Raw genomic sequence first — 15,949 nt, 5'->3', positions numbered from 1 at the left:
TAGTGCCAACTTATCAAGCGTGACAGGAGTGCCGTAGATGAGCGTCGATAGGCCGCGCCCGCTGGTTGCGGGCAACTGGAAGATGAACGGGTTGAAGACCTCGGCCAGGGTTCTGGAGGAGATCCACGCCGGCTACACGCCGGGCCTGAAGGCCAAGGTGGAGCTCGCCGTCTGCCCGCCGGCGACGCTGATCGCCTCGTTTGCCCGGCTTTCCGTCGGCTCCCGTGTCGCCATCGGAGGCCAGGACTGCCACGCCAATGAATCGGGGGCCTATACGGGCGACCTGTCGGCCGAGATGCTGGCCGATGCCGGCGCAACCTATGTGATCGTCGGCCATTCCGAGCGCCGCCAGTACCACAAGGAAAAGGATGGGGATGTCTGCGCCAAGGCCGCTGCGGCTCACCGGGCAGGCCTCACGGCCATCGTCTGTGTGGGCGAGACCCGCGAGGAACGCGAATCCGGAAAGACGCTCGCCGTGGTCAAGAAGCAGCTGCGAGGCTCCATTCCGGTCGATTCGAACAGCCACAACCTCGTCGTCGCCTATGAGCCGGTCTGGGCCATCGGCACCGGCCTGACCCCGACCGTCGCCGATGTGGCGGAGGTCCATGCGCTCATCCGGGACGAGCTGCGCCGTCTCGTCGGCAAGGCCGAAGCAGCCCGGGTGCGCATTCTCTATGGCGGCTCCGTCAAGCCTTCGAACGCCGCCGAACTGATGGCCGTGGCCAATGTCGACGGCGCCCTCGTGGGGGGCGCGAGCCTGGTGTCGGCCGATTTCCTGGCGATCGCGGGCGCCTATCTGGGGTAAGTGCGAAAAGGCGGCTTGCGGGTCTTTGATCCTGCGCCCACCTATGCTACAGGCCGCCGCAACGAACGGATTGCGAGCGGCTGACGCCTTGTGCGCAGCCGCTTGAGGTTTTTGAAAACGATGCAAACAGTTCTCATCATCATCCACCTGATCATCGTGCTCGCCCTGATCGGCGTGGTTCTCCTGCAGCGCTCCGAGGGCGGCGGCATGGGGCTCGGCGGCGGAGGCGGCGGCGTGTCCGGCTTCATGACCGGGCGCGGGCAGGCCAATGCGCTCACCCGTGCGACGGCGATCCTGGCGGCTCTCTTCTTCGTAACCAGCATCGCGCTGACCGTCATGGCGACCTCGAGCAGGGCTCCGCGCTCGATCCTGGACGGCGCCGCTCCCGCGGCCCCGGCGGGTCAGCAGGCTCCGGCCGGCGGGCAGGGCGGTGGCAACGTGCTCGAACAGCTCCAGCGCCTCCAGGGCGACCAGCCGGCGGCTCCGGCGCCCGCAGCGCCTCAGCAGTAAGCGAACCAGGGCCGGACCTTCCGGCCCTCTCTTTTTGTAGGATGGGTCTCGGGTTGCGCGGTTCGCCATTGCGAATCGGCGCCCGATGTTTATGGATAGGGGTCCATGACGCGGTACGTATTCATCACCGGCGGCGTGGTGTCTTCGCTCGGCAAAGGGCTGGCTTCAGCGGCCCTGGGAGCGCTTCTCCAAGCACGCGGTTACAAGGTCCGGCTTCGCAAGCTCGATCCTTATCTCAACGTCGATCCGGGGACGATGAGTCCCTACCAGCACGGCGAGGTCTTCGTGACCGACGATGGTGCTGAGACCGATCTGGATCTCGGCCATTACGAGCGCTTCACCGGGGTTCCGGCCACCAAGGCCGACAACATCACCACCGGGCGCATCTATCTCGACATCATCACCAAGGAGCGGCGGGGCGACTATCTGGGCGCCACGATCCAGGTGATTCCCCACGTGACCAATGCCATCAAGGACTTCGTGCTCACGGGCAACGAGGGCTTCGATTTCGTGTTGGTCGAGATCGGCGGAACGGTGGGCGACATCGAGGGCCTGCCGTTCTTCGAGGCCATCCGCCAGCTCGGCAACGAGCTGGAGCGGGGGCAGGCGATCTATGTCCATCTGACCCTCCTGCCGTTCATCCCTTCCGCCGGCGAGCTCAAGACGAAGCCGACCCAGCACTCCGTCGCGGAGCTGCGCTCCATCGGCATCCAGCCCGATATCCTTCTCTGCCGCACCGATCGCGAGATCCCGAAGGAGGAGCGGCGCAAGCTCGCCCTGTTCTGCAATGTGCGCGAGACCGCCGTCATCGAGGCCCGGGACGCCCGCTCCATCTACGACGTGCCGCTGGCCTACCACGAGGCCGGGCTCGACAGCGAGGTTCTGGCGGCCTTCGGCCTGGACGCGGCCAAGACTCCGGACCTGTCCCGTTGGACCAGGATTTCCGAGCGCGTTCACAACCCGGAGGGCGAAGTCACCATCGCCGTGGTCGGCAAGTACACGGGCCTGAAGGATGCCTACAAATCGCTCATCGAGGCGCTTCACCACGGCGGCATCGCCAATCAGGTGAAGGTGAACCTGGAGTGGATCGAAAGCGAGATCTTCGAACATGAGGATCCCGCCCCGTTCCTCGAGGGCATTCACGGCATCATGGTGCCCGGCGGCTTCGGCCAGCGCGGCGCCGAGGGCAAGATCCGGGCGGCCCGCTTCGCCCGCGAGCGCAAGGTGCCGTATTTCGGGATCTGCTTCGGCATGCAGATGGCCGTTATCGAGGCGGCTCGCTCGCTCGCCGGGATCGAGGGGGCCAGCTCCACCGAGTTCGGCCCGACCTCCGAGCCGGTCGTGGGCCTCATGACCGAGTGGCTGCGCGGCAACGAACTCGAAAAGCGCGCCTCCGGCGGCGACCTCGGCGGAACGATGCGGCTGGGCGCCTATCAGGCCTCGCTCAAGCCTGGCAGCAAGGTGGCGGACATCTACGGCACTACGGAGATCTCCGAGCGGCATAGGCACCGGTACGAAGTGAACATGTCCTACCGGGATCGGCTCGAGGCGAAGGGCCTGCGTTTCTCGGGTGTCTCGCCTGACGGGATTTTGCCCGAGATCGTCGAATACGAGGACCATCCCTGGTTCATCGGCGTGCAGTATCACCCCGAGCTGAAGTCGCGTCCGTTCGAGCCGCATCCGCTCTTCAAGAGCTTCATTCACGCCGCCGTGGAGCAAAGCCGGCTCGTTTGATGTTAACCTGAGCCGTCGCGCCCGGAGTCCCTTCGGGCGCGAGACACAGGAAAGAGCACCATGTCCCGCCGGATCGACCATCTCGTTGTTGCCGTTCAAGACCTCGACCAGGCCGGAAGCTTCTATCAGCGCCTCGGTTTCCAGGTCGGAGGGCGCAATCGCCATCCCTGGGGCACCGAGAACCGGATCGTTCAGTTTCCTGGTTCCTTCATCGAGCTGATCGCCTTAGGCGAGGGGGCAGCCATCGCGCCTCACCAGGCGAGCGCCTTCAGCTTCGGCGCATTCGTACGGGATTATCTGCGGGATCGGGAAGGGCTGGCGATGCTCGTTCTCGACAGCCAGGACGCCAAGGCCGATGCGGCCCTCTTCGCCGAAAAGGGCATAGGTGCCTTCGAGCCGTTTCACTTCGAGCGAACCGGACGCCGTCCCGACGGAAGCGAGACGAAGGTCGCCTTCACCCTGGCCTTCGCATCGCTCGTGCAGGCGTCCAAGGCAGGCTTCTTCGTCTGCCAGCAGCATTATCCGGAGAATTTCTGGAACCCGGCGTTTCAGGTCCACGACAATCAGGCCACCCGGATCTCATCCGTGACCTTGTCCGCCCCGGAGCCGGAAAATCTCCGCGCCTTCCTGACGGCCTTCACGGGCCTTCAGCCCGTCAGCCCGGATGGCGACGACCTGTCCTTCCGCCTGAACGAGAGCCATCTCGATGTGCTCACGCCGGACGATGCGGCGGAGAGCTACGGTTCCATCGAGGCCGAGCTGGATCAGCCATCCTTCGTTGCCTTCGCGGTTCGCGTCGAGGATATCCCGGGGCAAGCCAAGCGGCTCGATTCGGCGGGGATCGCGTACCAGCACATCGGCAGCAGGCTCATCGTGCCGGCCAGCGCGGGCTTCGGCGTCGCCATCGCATTCGAGCCAACGCAATATTAACCACGATCCCTTAAGCGATTGAGACTGTGAATCGTTTAGGGGGGGCTGAACGTGGCTAATTCCTTGGCGGGCTTGCCCGACTTCCTGATCTTCTTTGCGCTCGCCATCGTGCTGGTGGGCCTCTATCTGGCCATTTACACGCTGGCGACCATGCACAACGAATTCGCCCTGATCCGTGAGAACGTGATCTCGGCGTCCACGTCCCTGGGGTTCAGCCTCGTGGGCTTCGCTCTTCCTCTCGCCAGCGCCATCGTTCACGCACAGACCATCGTCGACTGCCTGGTCTGGGGGCTGGTCGCCCTGGCAGTGCAGATTCTCGTCTATTGGCTTGTGCGGATCGTGATGCCGAATCTCTCGCAACGCATCGCGAGCGGCGAGATGGCCGCTGCCTTGTTTCTCGGCGCGGCGTCGCTTTCCGCCGGCATCATCAATGCCGCGGCAATGACGTTCTGAGAGCCCACAGGGAGCCTCGCGGTTTTTGCGCGGGGCTCTTCTTGTCAGGAAGACGTTCCGACCATCCTGGCAAATTGCACGGCTTCCGTACGCAGGTTAGGCGGCACAAGCATCGGATTATTGTGGCGCATGGCGTAGAGAAAGGCGATCCGCTCGATCGCCCGCAGGTAGATGTCCGGAAGCTCGGTCTCGCCCCATTCAAAGGCCTGGTAGTCGCGCAAGCTGATATCGATCTCGTGGGCCATGCGGCTTTGGCTGAAGCCGAGGGCCGTGCGAATGGCCAGCAATTCCTGCGCTTTCTCGTGTATGGACATCGGCCTGCCCTCCTGCGGTCCTCAATGTGCCCTAACCCGGCTTAGTCCGAGCTTCAGGAAAACGTTCTTAATGCTTGAGCTTGCAGCAGTTTACTGCAGCAATTACCAAAGGTAATCACGCCTTTCGGCGAAGGGACAGAAGGGCCTCATGGCGTGGTTAAGAGCTCCTCCTTGAGGACCAGGAGCGCCGTGACCCGAGCTGGACAAGACACATCGCCGCTTTGCCTTTCGGCCGAAAACGGCTAGTGACGGCGCATGACCGATACCCAAAAGCCCCAAACCGTCGTCGAGGTCGGCTCTGTCCGCTTCGGCAATCACCTGCCGCTCAGCATCATTGCGGGCCCCTGTGCCATGGAAAGCCGCGACCACGCGTTCGAAATGGCGGCCGCCCTTCAGGAAATCACGAGCAAGCTCGGTTTAGGGCTCGTCTACAAGTCGTCCTTCGACAAGGCGAACCGCACCTCGATCAACAGCGCGCGGGGCATCGGCCTCGACAAGGCTCTCAGCATTTTCGCGGAGGTGAAGGAAAGGTTCGGCCTGCCCGTGATCACCGACGTGCATGAGAACGACCAATGCGCTCCCGTGGGCGAGGTGGTCGACGTTCTCCAGATCCCGGCCTTCCTTTGCCGCCAGACCGATCTTCTGATCGCCGCCGCCAGGACGGGCCGGGCGGTGAACGTGAAGAAGGGCCAGTTCCTGGCTCCGTGGGACATGGCGAATGTCGCCGAGAAGGTCAGGGCCGCGGGCAACCCGAACGTGATGCTCACCGAGCGCGGCGCGTCCTTCGGCTACAACACCCTCGTCTCCGACATGCGCGGCCTGCCCATCATGGCCGAGACCGGCGCTCCGGTGATTTTCGACGCCACCCATTCCGTCCAGCAGCCGGGCGGCAAGGGCGCGACCTCCGGCGGCCAGCGCGAGTTCGTGCCGGTGCTTGCCCGAGCAGCGGTGGCGGTCGGCGTTGCGGGCGTCTTCATCGAGACCCATCAGGACCCGGACAAGGCTCCCTCGGACGGCCCCAACATGGTGCCGCTGAGAGAGCTGGAAGGCCTTCTCGCCCAACTGAAGGCTTTCGACGCGCTGGCCAAGGGCAGGGCGGCGTAGCTGGGGCTCGACTGCCTTATGACATGACAGAGAAGCAGATGTGCATTGCTGCATCTCCCCTTGCGACGAGGCCGTGATATGGAACGATGAGGCTCCATCTCGCGGCCTTCTTTCTTAGAGCGTCATGTCCTCCCGTAATCTCATCCTGATCCTCGCCGTCAGCGGGTTCGCCAGCACTTTCTCCGCCCGCGCGGTCGAGCCCATGGTCGGGGTGATCGCCCGGGACCTGAGCTCCACGCCTCAGACAATCGCGCTGCTCTCGGCGGCCTTTGCTCTGCCTTACGCCTTCATCCAGCCGATCCTCGGCCCCATCGGCGATGCGCTGGGCAAGGAACGCGTCATGAAGGTGGCGCTCGCCTTGCTGTTCCTGGCGCTGGCGGGATCGTTCTTCGCGCCCAATGCCGAAACGCTTTTCGCTCTGCGCATCCTCGCCGGCACCGCTGCAGGCGGAGCCGTGCCGCTTTCCATCGCTCTCATCGGCGACCGGGTGGAAATGGCCCAGCGCCAGGTGGCGCTGAGCCGCTACCTCGTGGCCGTCATCGTCGGCCAACTCGCGGGATCGTCGCTCGCCGGGTTATTGGCCGAGTGGATCGGCTGGCGCGGCGTGTTCGGTCTCTCCACGGCCATGATGGCCTGCGCCCTGGCCGCCACGGTCGTCGGCTTTCGCGGGGCCTTGCCCGGCGGCAAGTTCGAGCCGCGCACGGCGATCCTGCGCTACAAGGACATTCTCTCCAATCCCCGAGCCTTGTTCCTCTTCGGCTCGGTGTTCGTGGAGGCCATGGCGATCTTTGCCGTCTTCCCCTATATCGCGCCGCTCCTCGAGGAGCGCGGCGGGGGCGGGGCGGCGGAGGCCGGGTTCGCCATCGGCGGCTTTGCCATCGGCGGCCTCGTCTATTCCGCCCTCGTGACCTGGATGCTGAGATATCTCGGCATCGGCCGCATCCTGCTCGGCGGCGGGCTCTTTGCGGCGGCGGCTCTGGTCGCCCTGGGATTCGCCGGAGACTGGAAGCTGGATTTCCTGGCCCTGCTGTTTCTGGGCCTCGGCTTCTACATGATGCACAATACCTTCCAGGCCCAGGTAACGGAGCTGGCACCGGGAGCGCGCGCGTCCGCCGTCGCGCTCCATGCCTTCTCGTTCTTCTGCGGCCAAGCGCTGGGCGTCGTGTTGATGGGCTTCGGCCTGCGCCATGTCGGGCTTGCGGCCTCAATGGGCGCAGCCGCCGTCGTCATTCTCGGCGTAGGCCTGATGGCCTCGATGATCCTGAGGCGGCCTGCCCCTCAGCGTGCCCGATAAGGCGCGACGCCCTGGTCGGGCAGCCAGAGGTTCTTCGGCAATTCCCCGGTTTGCCAGAACACGTCGATGGGGATGCCGCCGCGCGGATACCAATAGCCGCCGATGCGCAGGTAGCGGGGCTCCAGGAGATCGGCGAGGCGCTTGCCGATGGCGACCGTGCAATCCTCGTGGAAGGCGCCGTGGTTGCGGAAGCTGTGCATGTAGAGCTTGAGCGACTTCGACTCGACGAGCCACTGGCCCGGCACGTAGTCGATCACGAGGATCGCGAAGTCCGGCTGGCCGGTCACCGGGCAAAGCGAGGTGAATTCCGGGACCGTGAAGCGCGCCAAATAGTCGGTGTCCGGGTGCGGGTTCGGGACCCGGTCGAGCTTTGCGGCCTCCGGCGAGGCGGGAAGGGCGCTGGCCTGGCCGAGCTGAAGGGTGGTTTCCGTCATGCGATTTCGCCTTGGATCGTTGAGGTGGAGGCTTTCGCCGTCCTTGCTCACATGGCCATTTCGGTCAATAAGCCAATCCATGACTTGAGGCCGCACCCGTTTCAAGGGCGCGCCGGCCGCACTTCAGCCCGCAGGAGCCTGCTTTATGACCGCGATCATCGACGTCTACGCCCGCCAGATCCTCGATAGCCGAGGCAACCCCACCGTCGAGGTGGATGTCACTCTCGAAGACGGCTCGATGGGCCGTGCCGCCGTCCCTTCCGGCGCGTCCACCGGCGCTCACGAGGCAGTGGAACTCCGTGACGGCGATAAGTCCAAGTATCTCGGCAAGGGCGTGCTGAAGGCGGTGGACGCCGTGAACAACGAGATCCTCGACGCCATCGGCGGCCTGGACGCCGAGGAGCAGGTGCTCATCGACGAGACCATGATCGAGCTCGACGGCACCCCGAACAAGTCGCGTCTCGGCGCCAATGCCATCCTCGGCGTCTCGCTCGCGGTCGCCAAGGCCGCCGCCGAGGCCTCGACCCTGCCGCTCTACCGCTACGTGGGCGGCACGCAGGCCCGCGTCCTGCCGGTTCCGATGATGAACATCATCAACGGCGGCGCGCATGCGGACAATCCCATCGACTTCCAGGAATTCATGATCATGCCGGTCGGCGCGCCGACCCTGGCGGAGGCCGTGCGCATGGGCGCCGAGGTGTTCCACACCTTGAAGAAGGCCCTCAAGGACGCCGGCCACAACACGAACGTGGGCGACGAGGGCGGCTTCGCCCCGAACCTTCCTTCCGCCGAGGCGGCCCTCGACTTCATCATGAAGTCCATCGAGCAGGCAGGCTACAAGCCGGGGCAGGACATGGTGATCGGCCTCGACTGCGCCGCCACCGAGTTCTTCAAGGATGGGGCCTATCATTATGAGGGGACGGGCCAGAAGCTCTCGCCCCAGCAGCAGGCCGAGTACCTTGCTAAGCTCGTTTCCGCCTATCCCATCGCCACCATCGAGGACGGCATGTCGGAAGACGACTGGGAGGGCTGGAAGGCCGTCACCGACCTCATCGGCAAGAAGTGCCAGCTCGTGGGCGACGATCTCTTCGTCACCAACGTGACCCGTCTCTCGCAGGGCATCAAGAAGGGCGTCGCCAACTCGCTCCTCGTGAAGGTGAACCAGATCGGCTCCCTTACCGAGACGCTCGCCGCCGTCGATATGGCTCATCGGGCCGGCTACACCGCCGTCATGTCGCACCGTTCGGGCGAGACGGAGGACTCGACCATCGCCGATCTCGCCGTCGCCACCAATTGCGGGCAGATCAAGACCGGCTCGCTCGCCCGCTCGGACCGGCTGGCCAAGTACAACCAGCTCATCCGCATCGAGGAGGAGCTAGGCTCCCAGGCCCGCTATGCCGGCCGCGCTGCGCTGAAGGCGTTAGCGTAACAAAATAACTCAATCTCGGTTGATGGAAGAGGGCCGCTTCATGCGGCCCTTTTCTGTTTTTGGGCCCTCTGGAACCGATCCGCATATTCTCCTATCTGGCCGGCATAAAGATACGGCGGGTAACGGGAAGCTTTCAGGTTGGTCCTTCTAACGCCTCTTTAACCATGCTCGTGTACAAGCCTACCTATGGTGATCCGCAGACGATTGAGACGATTCTTGATCCCGCTGATGCTTTACGGCGTCTCGGCGGCGGTTGCTGCATACTTCCTGCACCATGCCCATAACGGCGCGCGCGGAATCGAGGCCCAGCAGAAATACGAGGCTCAGGTGGCCGAGCTGTCCCAGGAACTCGACGGGCTGAAGACCCAACGGACCGAATGGGAGCGCCGCATCGCGCTGCTTCGGAGCGACCAGATCGACCGCGACCTGCTCGAGGAGAGAGCGCGCATCATGCTGGGGCGCGTGCACCCGAACGACCTCGTGATCATCACGGGACCGAATTGAGGATAGTCCGAAAGTTCTGCTTAACTGTAATCGAGTTAATTAAAATTATATAATAAAAATCAAAAGCTTGCGCGATTCATTGTGCAGCGCAAAAGCGCATTTTGCCCTCTCGATTTCCCTTTTCGACTGCGCTACAACTTTCGTCGAGGAAACCCTTCGGAGGACCCGATGGCTGTTGCTGCCCGCAAGGCGGGCCGTGCCGGTGCCGGCTCGGCTAACAAGACCACTTCCACTAAAGGCTCCGCACGTGGAGCTGTTCCCAACATCCCCCAATTCGATAAGAGCCAGGATCTCTCCTCCTACGAGGACATGCTCCTGATCCGGCGCTTCGAGGAGAAGTCCGGCCAGATGTACGGCATGGGCCTCATCGGCGGCTTCTGCCACCTCTATATCGGCCAGGAGGCCGTCGTCGTCGGCATGCAGATGGCGACGAAAGAGGGCGACCAGGTGATCACCGGCTATCGCGATCACGGTCACATGCTGGCCTGCGGCATGGATGCGAAAGGCGTCATGGCCGAGTTGACGGGACGCCGCGGCGGCCTGTCCAAGGGCAAGGGCGGCTCCATGCACATGTTCTCCAAGGAGAAGCATTTCTATGGCGGCCACGGCATCGTCGGCGCGCAGGTGTCGCTCGGCACCGGCATCGCCTTCGCGAACCGCTATCGCGAGAACGGCAATGTGTGCCTGACCTATTTTGGCGACGGCGCGGCCAACCAGGGCCAGGTCTACGAGAGCTTTAACATGGCGCAGCTCTGGAAGCTGCCCGTTGTCTACGTGATCGAGAACAACCGTTACGCCATGGGCACGGCGGTGACCCGCGCTTCCGCGCAGACCGACTTCTCGAAGCGCGGCGTGTCCTTCGGGATTCCGGGCGAGCAGGTGGACGGCATGGATGTCCGTGCGGTCTATGCCGCCGGCCAGCGCGCCATCGAGCATGCCCGCTCCGGCAAGGGGCCGTACATTCTCGAGATGCAGACCTATCGTTATCGCGGCCATTCCATGTCCGACCCGGCGAAGTACCGCACGAAGGACGAAGTGACCCGCATGCGCGAGGAGCACGATCCCATCGAGCAGGTGCGCCGCCGTCTGCTCGAGAGCTGGAAGCTGTCGGAGGACGAGCTGAAGGCCATCGACAGCAAGGTGCGCGAGATCGTCAACGAGGCGGCCGAGTTCGCCACGCACGATCCGGAGCCCGATCCGTCCGAGCTCTACACGGATATTCTCCTTTAATCGGCGCGTTCTTCGCGCCGCTCCCGAAAATCTCGCCGCAGCGACAATCACAACAGGTCTTCAATGGCGATCGATATTCTCATGCCTGCCCTTTCACCCACCATGGAACAGGGCAAACTGGCCAAGTGGCTGAAAAAAGAAGGCGACAAGGTCAAGCCCGGCGACGTGCTGGCCGAAATCGAGACCGACAAGGCGACCATGGAGGTCGAGGCGGTGGATGAAGGCGTCCTCGCCAAGATCCTGGTTTCCGACGGCACGGACAACGTGGCAGTCAATACCCCCATCGCGGTCCTCGCGAGCGAAGGCGAGGACGTGTCCGCCGTCGCTTCGAAGCCGGCCGCCGCTCCCGCACCGTCCGGGCAGCCTGCGCCCGTGCCCGACATGCAGGCGGAAGGCATGACGGACCGTTCAGCGCCCGTGGCTCGCCAAGGTCAGGACGTCTCGGCGCCTGCGGCTCCTGCCGTGATCACGGGCGCTGCCGCTTACAGCGCCTCCGCCGAGATTCCCGAGGGCACCGAACTGGTCACCATGACCGTCCGCGAGGCTCTTCGCGATGCGATGGCCGAGGAAATGCGCAAGGACGAAAGCGTCTTCGTCATGGGCGAAGAGGTGGCCGAGTACCAGGGCGCCTACAAGGTTACCCAGGGCCTGCTCCAGGAGTTCGGGGCGAAGCGCGTGATCGATACGCCGATCACAGAGCATGGCTTCGCCGGCGTCGGCGTGGGCGCGGCCTTCACGGGCCTGCGCCCTATCGTCGAGTTCATGACCTTCAACTTCGCCATGCAGGCGATCGACCAGATCATCAACTCGGCGGCCAAGACCCTCTACATGTCCGGCGGCCAGCTCGGATGCCCCATCGTGTTCCGCGGACCCAACGGTGCGGCGGCCCGCGTGGCCGCGCAGCACAGCCAGGATTTCGCGGCGTGGTATTCCGCCATTCCCGGCCTCAAGGTGGTTGCGCCCTACACCGCGGCCGACGCGAAAGGCCTGCTCAAGAGCGCCATCCGCGATCCGAACCCGGTGATCTTCCTGGAGAACGAGATTCTCTACGGCCAGTCCTTCCCGGTGCCGAAGCTCGACGACTTCACGGTTCCGATCGGCAAGGCCCGCATCCACCGCGAGGGCAAGGACGTCACCATCGTCTCCTTCGGCATCGGCATGACCTATGCCCTGAAGGCTGCCGACGAGCTGGCGAAGGAAGGCATCGAGGCCGAGGTGGTTGACCTTCGCACCATTCGCCCCATGGACACCGACACCATCGTGGCGTCCGTCATGAAGACGGGCCGCTGCGTGACGGTGGAGGAGGGCTTCCCGCAATCCGGCGTCGGCGCGGAGATCGTGGCCCGCATCATGGAGAACGCGTTCGATTATCTCGACGCTCCCGTGATCCGCATCACCGGCAAGGACGTGCCGATGCCCTACGCGGCCAACCTCGAAAAGCTGGCGCTCCCGTCGGTGGCCGAAGTCGTGCAGGCGGCGAAGGCCGTTTGCTATCGGTGACGTCATGACAGAGCGGAAATTCGAAGCCCTCAACGTTCCGCCCGATGCGCTCGAAAAGGGCGGCATCGAGATCTTGAGGGCTTCGGTGGTCGATGGCGCGGTGAGCATCGCGCTGCGCCGCGCCTTCGACGATCCGTTCACCTGGGGCGTGCTCCTGGTGGATCTCGCCCGTCACGCCGCGCGGGTCTACGCCATGGAAACGGACCTCTCCGAGGAGGAAGCCCTGGCGGAGATCACGGCCGGCATCCATGCCGAGCTGGACGATCCCACCGATCCCGGATCCACGCAGGCCATCAACTAACCTTTCCTTCAGGATTCCAAACGCCATGCCCATTAACATCCTGATGCCCGCCCTCTCGCCCACCATGGAAAAGGGCAACCTTGCCAAGTGGCTGAAAAAAGAGGGCGATACGGTGAAGTCCGGAGACGTGATCGCCGAGATCGAGACCGACAAGGCCACCATGGAAGTGGAGGCGGTGGATGAAGGCATCCTCGCCAAGATCGTGGTGCCGGAAGGCACCGCCGATGTGCCCGTAAACCAGGTGATCGCCCTCATCGCGGGCGAGGGCGAGGACCCGAAGAGCATATCCGCTCCCGTCGCTGGCGGCACGCCCGCGCCGAAGGCGGAACCCGCACCAGCTCCAAAGGCCGAGGCTCCTGCGCCGGCTCCCGCTCCTCAGGCCGCTCCTGCCGCACCCTCGGCAATGCCCGTCGAGGCAAAGCCGGTGCAGGCCGGTCAGCGCGTCTTCGCCTCGCCGCTTGCCAAGCGCATCGCGAAGGACGCCGGCATCGACATTGCCGCGGTCCAGGGCTCAGGCCCCCATGGCCGCATCGTCGAAAAGGACGTGCGCGCGGCTCTGGCCGGAGGCGGTGCGAAGCCCGCCGCCGCTCCAGCGGCCAAGCCTGTTGCCGCCGCCGCACCGCAGCTTGCCCCGAGCATGGGCGCCGATCAGGTCAAGGCCATGTTCGAGGCGGGCACCTACGAAGAGGTGCCGCTCGACGGCATGCGCAAGACCATCGCCAAGCGCCTCGTCGAGTCGAAACAGACGGTGCCGCACTTCTACCTGTCGCTCGATTGCGAGCTCGACGCGCTTCTGGCCATGCGCGAGCAGATCAATGCCGCAGCACCCAAGGACAAGGACGGCAAGCCGTCCTACAAGCTCTCGGTCAACGACTTCATCATCAAGGCCATGGCCATCGCGCTCCAGCGCGTGCCGAACGCCAATGCCGTGTGGGCCGAGGACCGCATCCTGAAGATGAAGCATTCGGACGTGGGCGTGGCTGTCGCCATCGAAGGTGGCCTGTTCACGCCGGTTGTGCGCAAGGCCGAAACCAAGACGCTCACCGCGATCTCGGCGGAAGTGAAGGACATGGCAGGCCGTGCCCGCAACCGCCGCCTGAAGCCCGAAGAATATACCGGCGGCTCCACGGCGGTCTCGAACCTCGGCATGTACGGCATCAAGGACTTCCAGGCCGTCATCAACCCGCCCCACGGCACCATCCTCGCCGTCGGCGCGGGCGAGCAGCGTGTCGTGGTGAAGAACAACGCTCCCGCCATCGTGCAGGCCATGACCGTGACGCTCTCCTGCGATCACCGCGTGGTCGACGGCGCGCTCGGCGCGGAACTGCTCTCGGCCTTCAAGCAGCTCATTGAGAACCCGATGGGGATGCTTGTTTGAGGCCAGCCTCAACCTTTCCCTCCCCCTTGCGGGGAGGGGTAGGTTTGTGGGCATGACGCATGCTTCCTATCGGACCGATGAGGATTTGCATGAGTGAGGGCAAGACAGATCATAGTGATCGGCCAGCAGGCAGTTGGGTGAGAAAAATTCGAGCTGTCGTGATGCTCGTTGGTTTTGCGTGGGTTCCAGGCTTAATGATCTATGGAATGTTCAAGGAAACTGACCATGGACGGGACTTCACGTTCATGATGATCGGCATCATGTTCATGCTCAGCATGATGGCAGCTCCGGTTCTCATCTGCTCTGTCCTGCTCCCTACCCACAAAGCAAGACTTCTAGCCATCCCGCTTCTTCTGGTCGCTTGCGTTTTATTCCTGACGGTACGCACCTCTTCAAACATCAATTATCCGAGCTTTAGCGGGTTTGTGCCATGGGTGCTCACAGGCACAGCCATTCTTCTAGTCCTGCCCGAACTTCCCTTTGTGAGTAGACTCTACAGCCGGTTCTTCGGCTTATTTCACACTAGATCGCCTTGAGAGAGCGAGACACCATGGCAAACCAATACGACATCATCGTCATCGGCGGCGGGCCGGGGGGGTATGTGGCCGCGATCCGCGCGGCGCAGCTCGGGTTCAAGACCGCGGTCGTGGAGCGTGAGCATCTGGGCGGCATCTGCCTCAACTGGGGCTGCATTCCCACGAAAGCGTTGCTGCGCTCGGCGGAGATCTACCACTACATGGAGCACGCCAAGGATTACGGCCTGTCCGCCGAGAAGATCGGGTTCGATCCGGCGGCCATCGTCAATCGCTCGCGTGGCGTGTCGGGCCGTCTCAACGGCGGCGTCGGCGGCCTGCTCAAGAAGAACAAGGTCGATGTGATCTGGGGCGAGGCGACGATCTCCAAGCCCGGCGAGGTGGTGGTGACGGCGACGAAGAAGCCCGCCATGCAGCCCCAGGTTCCGCCGCCGAGGGGCATCCTCGAGCCCGGCACGCACCAGGCCAAGCACATCATCGTGGCCACGGGCGCGCGTCCGCGCGTCCTGCCCGGCATCGAGCCGGACGGAAAACTGATCTGGACTTACTTTGAAGCCATGGTCCCGCAGACCATGCCGAAATCGCTGCTCGTCATGGGCTCGGGCGCCATCGGCATGGAATTCGCGTCCTTCTACCGCACCCTCGGCGCGGAAGTGACCGTGGTCGAGGTAATGCCGCAGATCCTCCCCGTCGAAGATGCGGAGATTGCGACGCTCGCCCGCAAGCGCTTCGAGAAGCAGGGGATGAAGATCCTCACCGGTGCGAAAGTCACCAAAGTGGAGAAAGGCGCGAATTCCATCACTGCCACCATCGACGACGGCAAGGGTGGCACACAGACGATTACGGCTGAGCGGATGATCTCGGCGGTCGGTGTCGTCGGCAACATCGAGAACCTGGGCCTCGAAAAGCTCGGCGTGAAGATCGAGCGCGGTGTCATCGTCACGGACGGCCTCGGCCGCACCAATGTGCCCGGCATTTACGCCATCGGCGACGTGGTGGGCGCGCCCATGCTGGCGCACAAGGCCGAGCATGAGGGCGTAATTTGCGTCGAGACCATCAAGGGCCTCAACACCCACGCGATGGAAAAGACCAAGATCCCCGGCTGCACCTATTGCAACCCGCAGATCGCGTCCGTCGGCCTCACCGAAGCCAAGGCGAAGGAGCAGGGCTACGACATCCGCGTCGGCCGCTTCCCGTTCGTCGGCAACGGCAAGGCCATCGCGCTCGGCGAGCCGGAAGGCCTCGTGAAGACGATCTTCGACAAGAAGACCGGGCAGCTCCTCGGCGCGCATATGATCGGCGCGGAAGTGACCGAACTCATCCAGGGCTTCGTGATCGCCATGAACCTGGAGACCACCGAAGAAGAGCTGATCCACGCAGTCTTCCCGCATCCGACCCTCTCGGAGACCATGCATGAGAGCGTCATGGATGCCTATGGACGCGTGATCCACATCTGAGCGCATCCATTTGATCGTCCAGCCAGTCCTTCGCGAGAA

17 protein-coding genes are annotated in these 15,949 nt (G+C 63.9%); 15 read left to right on the top strand and 2 right to left on the bottom strand.

All coding sequences use genetic code 11. The annotated features are described in order from the left end of the window. Positions 1–37 precede the first annotated feature (37 nt). From tpiA to L879_RS0115505, 5 genes are all read left to right on the top strand, one after another. Positions 38–805: a triose-phosphate isomerase gene (gene tpiA / locus L879_RS0115525; RefSeq protein WP_027316920.1), complete on the top strand. Its 768-nt coding sequence runs from the start codon at positions 38–40 to the stop codon at positions 803–805. Positions 806–925: 120 nt separating this feature from the next. After that, positions 926–1,315 carry a preprotein translocase subunit SecG gene (secG, locus tag L879_RS0115520; RefSeq protein ID WP_027316919.1) on the top strand — a complete coding sequence of 130 codons (390 nt, stop codon included), beginning with the start codon at positions 926–928 and terminating at the stop codon, positions 1,313–1,315. A 105-nt stretch (positions 1,316–1,420) separates the two neighbouring features. Continuing rightward, positions 1,421–3,049, top strand: a complete 1,629-nt coding sequence (gene pyrG / locus L879_RS0115515; protein WP_027316918.1) for a CTP synthase — start codon at positions 1,421–1,423, stop codon at positions 3,047–3,049. Between the two features lie 60 nt (positions 3,050–3,109). Beyond that, positions 3,110–3,979 carry a VOC family protein gene (locus tag L879_RS0115510; protein WP_027316917.1) on the top strand — a complete coding sequence of 290 codons (870 nt, stop codon included), beginning with the start codon at positions 3,110–3,112 and terminating at the stop codon, positions 3,977–3,979. A 51-nt stretch (positions 3,980–4,030) separates the two neighbouring features. Then, complete coding sequence (locus L879_RS0115505) at positions 4,031–4,432, top strand: DUF350 domain-containing protein (protein WP_027316916.1); 402 nt, start codon at positions 4,031–4,033, stop codon at positions 4,430–4,432. 44 nt (positions 4,433–4,476) lie between these two features. Here the strand turns inward: L879_RS0115505 and L879_RS0115500 are convergent, their stop codons facing one another. Continuing rightward, positions 4,477–4,746 (bottom strand): helix-turn-helix domain-containing protein, encoded by a 270-nt coding sequence (locus L879_RS0115500; protein ID WP_027316915.1) that lies wholly within the window; start codon positions 4,744–4,746, stop codon positions 4,477–4,479. A 255-nt stretch (positions 4,747–5,001) separates the two neighbouring features. Between L879_RS0115500 and kdsA the strand changes: the two genes are divergently transcribed. Further along, on the top strand, positions 5,002–5,850 hold the full coding sequence (gene kdsA / locus L879_RS0115495) for a 3-deoxy-8-phosphooctulonate synthase (protein WP_027316914.1): 849 nt from the start codon (positions 5,002–5,004) through the stop codon (positions 5,848–5,850). A 124-nt stretch (positions 5,851–5,974) separates the two neighbouring features. Further along, positions 5,975–7,144: an MFS transporter gene (locus L879_RS0115490; protein WP_027316913.1), complete on the top strand. Its 1,170-nt coding sequence runs from the start codon at positions 5,975–5,977 to the stop codon at positions 7,142–7,144. Here the strand turns inward: L879_RS0115490 and queF are convergent. Then, the gene (queF, locus tag L879_RS0115485; RefSeq protein WP_027316912.1) at positions 7,129–7,578 is read right to left on the bottom strand and encodes a preQ(1) synthase; all 450 of its coding nucleotides are present in this window, start codon (positions 7,576–7,578) and stop codon (positions 7,129–7,131) included. The genes L879_RS0115490 and queF overlap by 16 nt on opposite strands. A 145-nt stretch (positions 7,579–7,723) precedes the next feature. Here queF and eno point away from each other — a divergent pair, with 145 nt between their 5' ends. The 8 genes from eno to lpdA all read left to right on the top strand — a co-directional run bounded on the left by eno (position 7,724) and on the right by lpdA (position 15,910). Continuing rightward, entirely contained in the window at positions 7,724–9,007 is a 1,284-nt protein-coding gene (gene eno, locus L879_RS0115480) for a phosphopyruvate hydratase (RefSeq protein ID WP_027316911.1), read from the top strand. Between the two features lie 186 nt (positions 9,008–9,193). Then, positions 9,194–9,511, top strand: a complete 318-nt coding sequence (locus L879_RS0115475; RefSeq protein ID WP_027316910.1) for an FtsB family cell division protein — start codon at positions 9,194–9,196, stop codon at positions 9,509–9,511. 168 nt (positions 9,512–9,679) lie between these two features. After that, positions 9,680–10,741, top strand: coding sequence for a pyruvate dehydrogenase (acetyl-transferring) E1 component subunit alpha (pdhA, locus tag L879_RS0115470; protein ID WP_027316909.1), 1,062 nt, complete (start codon positions 9,680–9,682; stop codon positions 10,739–10,741). Between the two features lie 63 nt (positions 10,742–10,804). Then, on the top strand, positions 10,805–12,241 hold the full coding sequence (locus L879_RS0115465; RefSeq protein WP_027316908.1) for a pyruvate dehydrogenase complex E1 component subunit beta: 1,437 nt from the start codon (positions 10,805–10,807) through the stop codon (positions 12,239–12,241). Positions 12,242–12,245: 4 nt separating this feature from the next. Continuing rightward, complete coding sequence (locus tag L879_RS0115460; protein ID WP_027316907.1) at positions 12,246–12,542, top strand: DUF5076 domain-containing protein; 297 nt, start codon at positions 12,246–12,248, stop codon at positions 12,540–12,542. 25 nt (positions 12,543–12,567) lie between these two features. Beyond that, a complete protein-coding gene (locus L879_RS0115455) occupies positions 12,568–13,920 on the top strand; it encodes a pyruvate dehydrogenase complex dihydrolipoamide acetyltransferase (protein ID WP_027316906.1) in 1,353 nt (450 codons plus the stop codon). 89 nt (positions 13,921–14,009) lie between these two features. Beyond that, positions 14,010–14,456 (top strand): hypothetical protein, encoded by a 447-nt coding sequence (locus L879_RS0115450; protein ID WP_154664230.1) that lies wholly within the window; start codon positions 14,010–14,012, stop codon positions 14,454–14,456. 14 nt (positions 14,457–14,470) lie between these two features. Then, a complete protein-coding gene (gene lpdA, locus L879_RS0115445) occupies positions 14,471–15,910 on the top strand; it encodes a dihydrolipoyl dehydrogenase (RefSeq protein WP_027316904.1) in 1,440 nt (479 codons plus the stop codon). Positions 15,911–15,949 lie beyond the last annotated feature (39 nt).

It is taken from the genome of Microvirga flocculans ATCC BAA-817, from assembly GCF_000518665.1.
In the GTDB taxonomy this organism is placed as follows: Bacteria; Pseudomonadota; Alphaproteobacteria; order Rhizobiales; family Beijerinckiaceae; genus Microvirga; species Microvirga flocculans.
The sequence above is the reverse complement of the archived record's forward strand: the minus strand, read 5'-3'. Positions and strand labels throughout refer to the sequence as shown.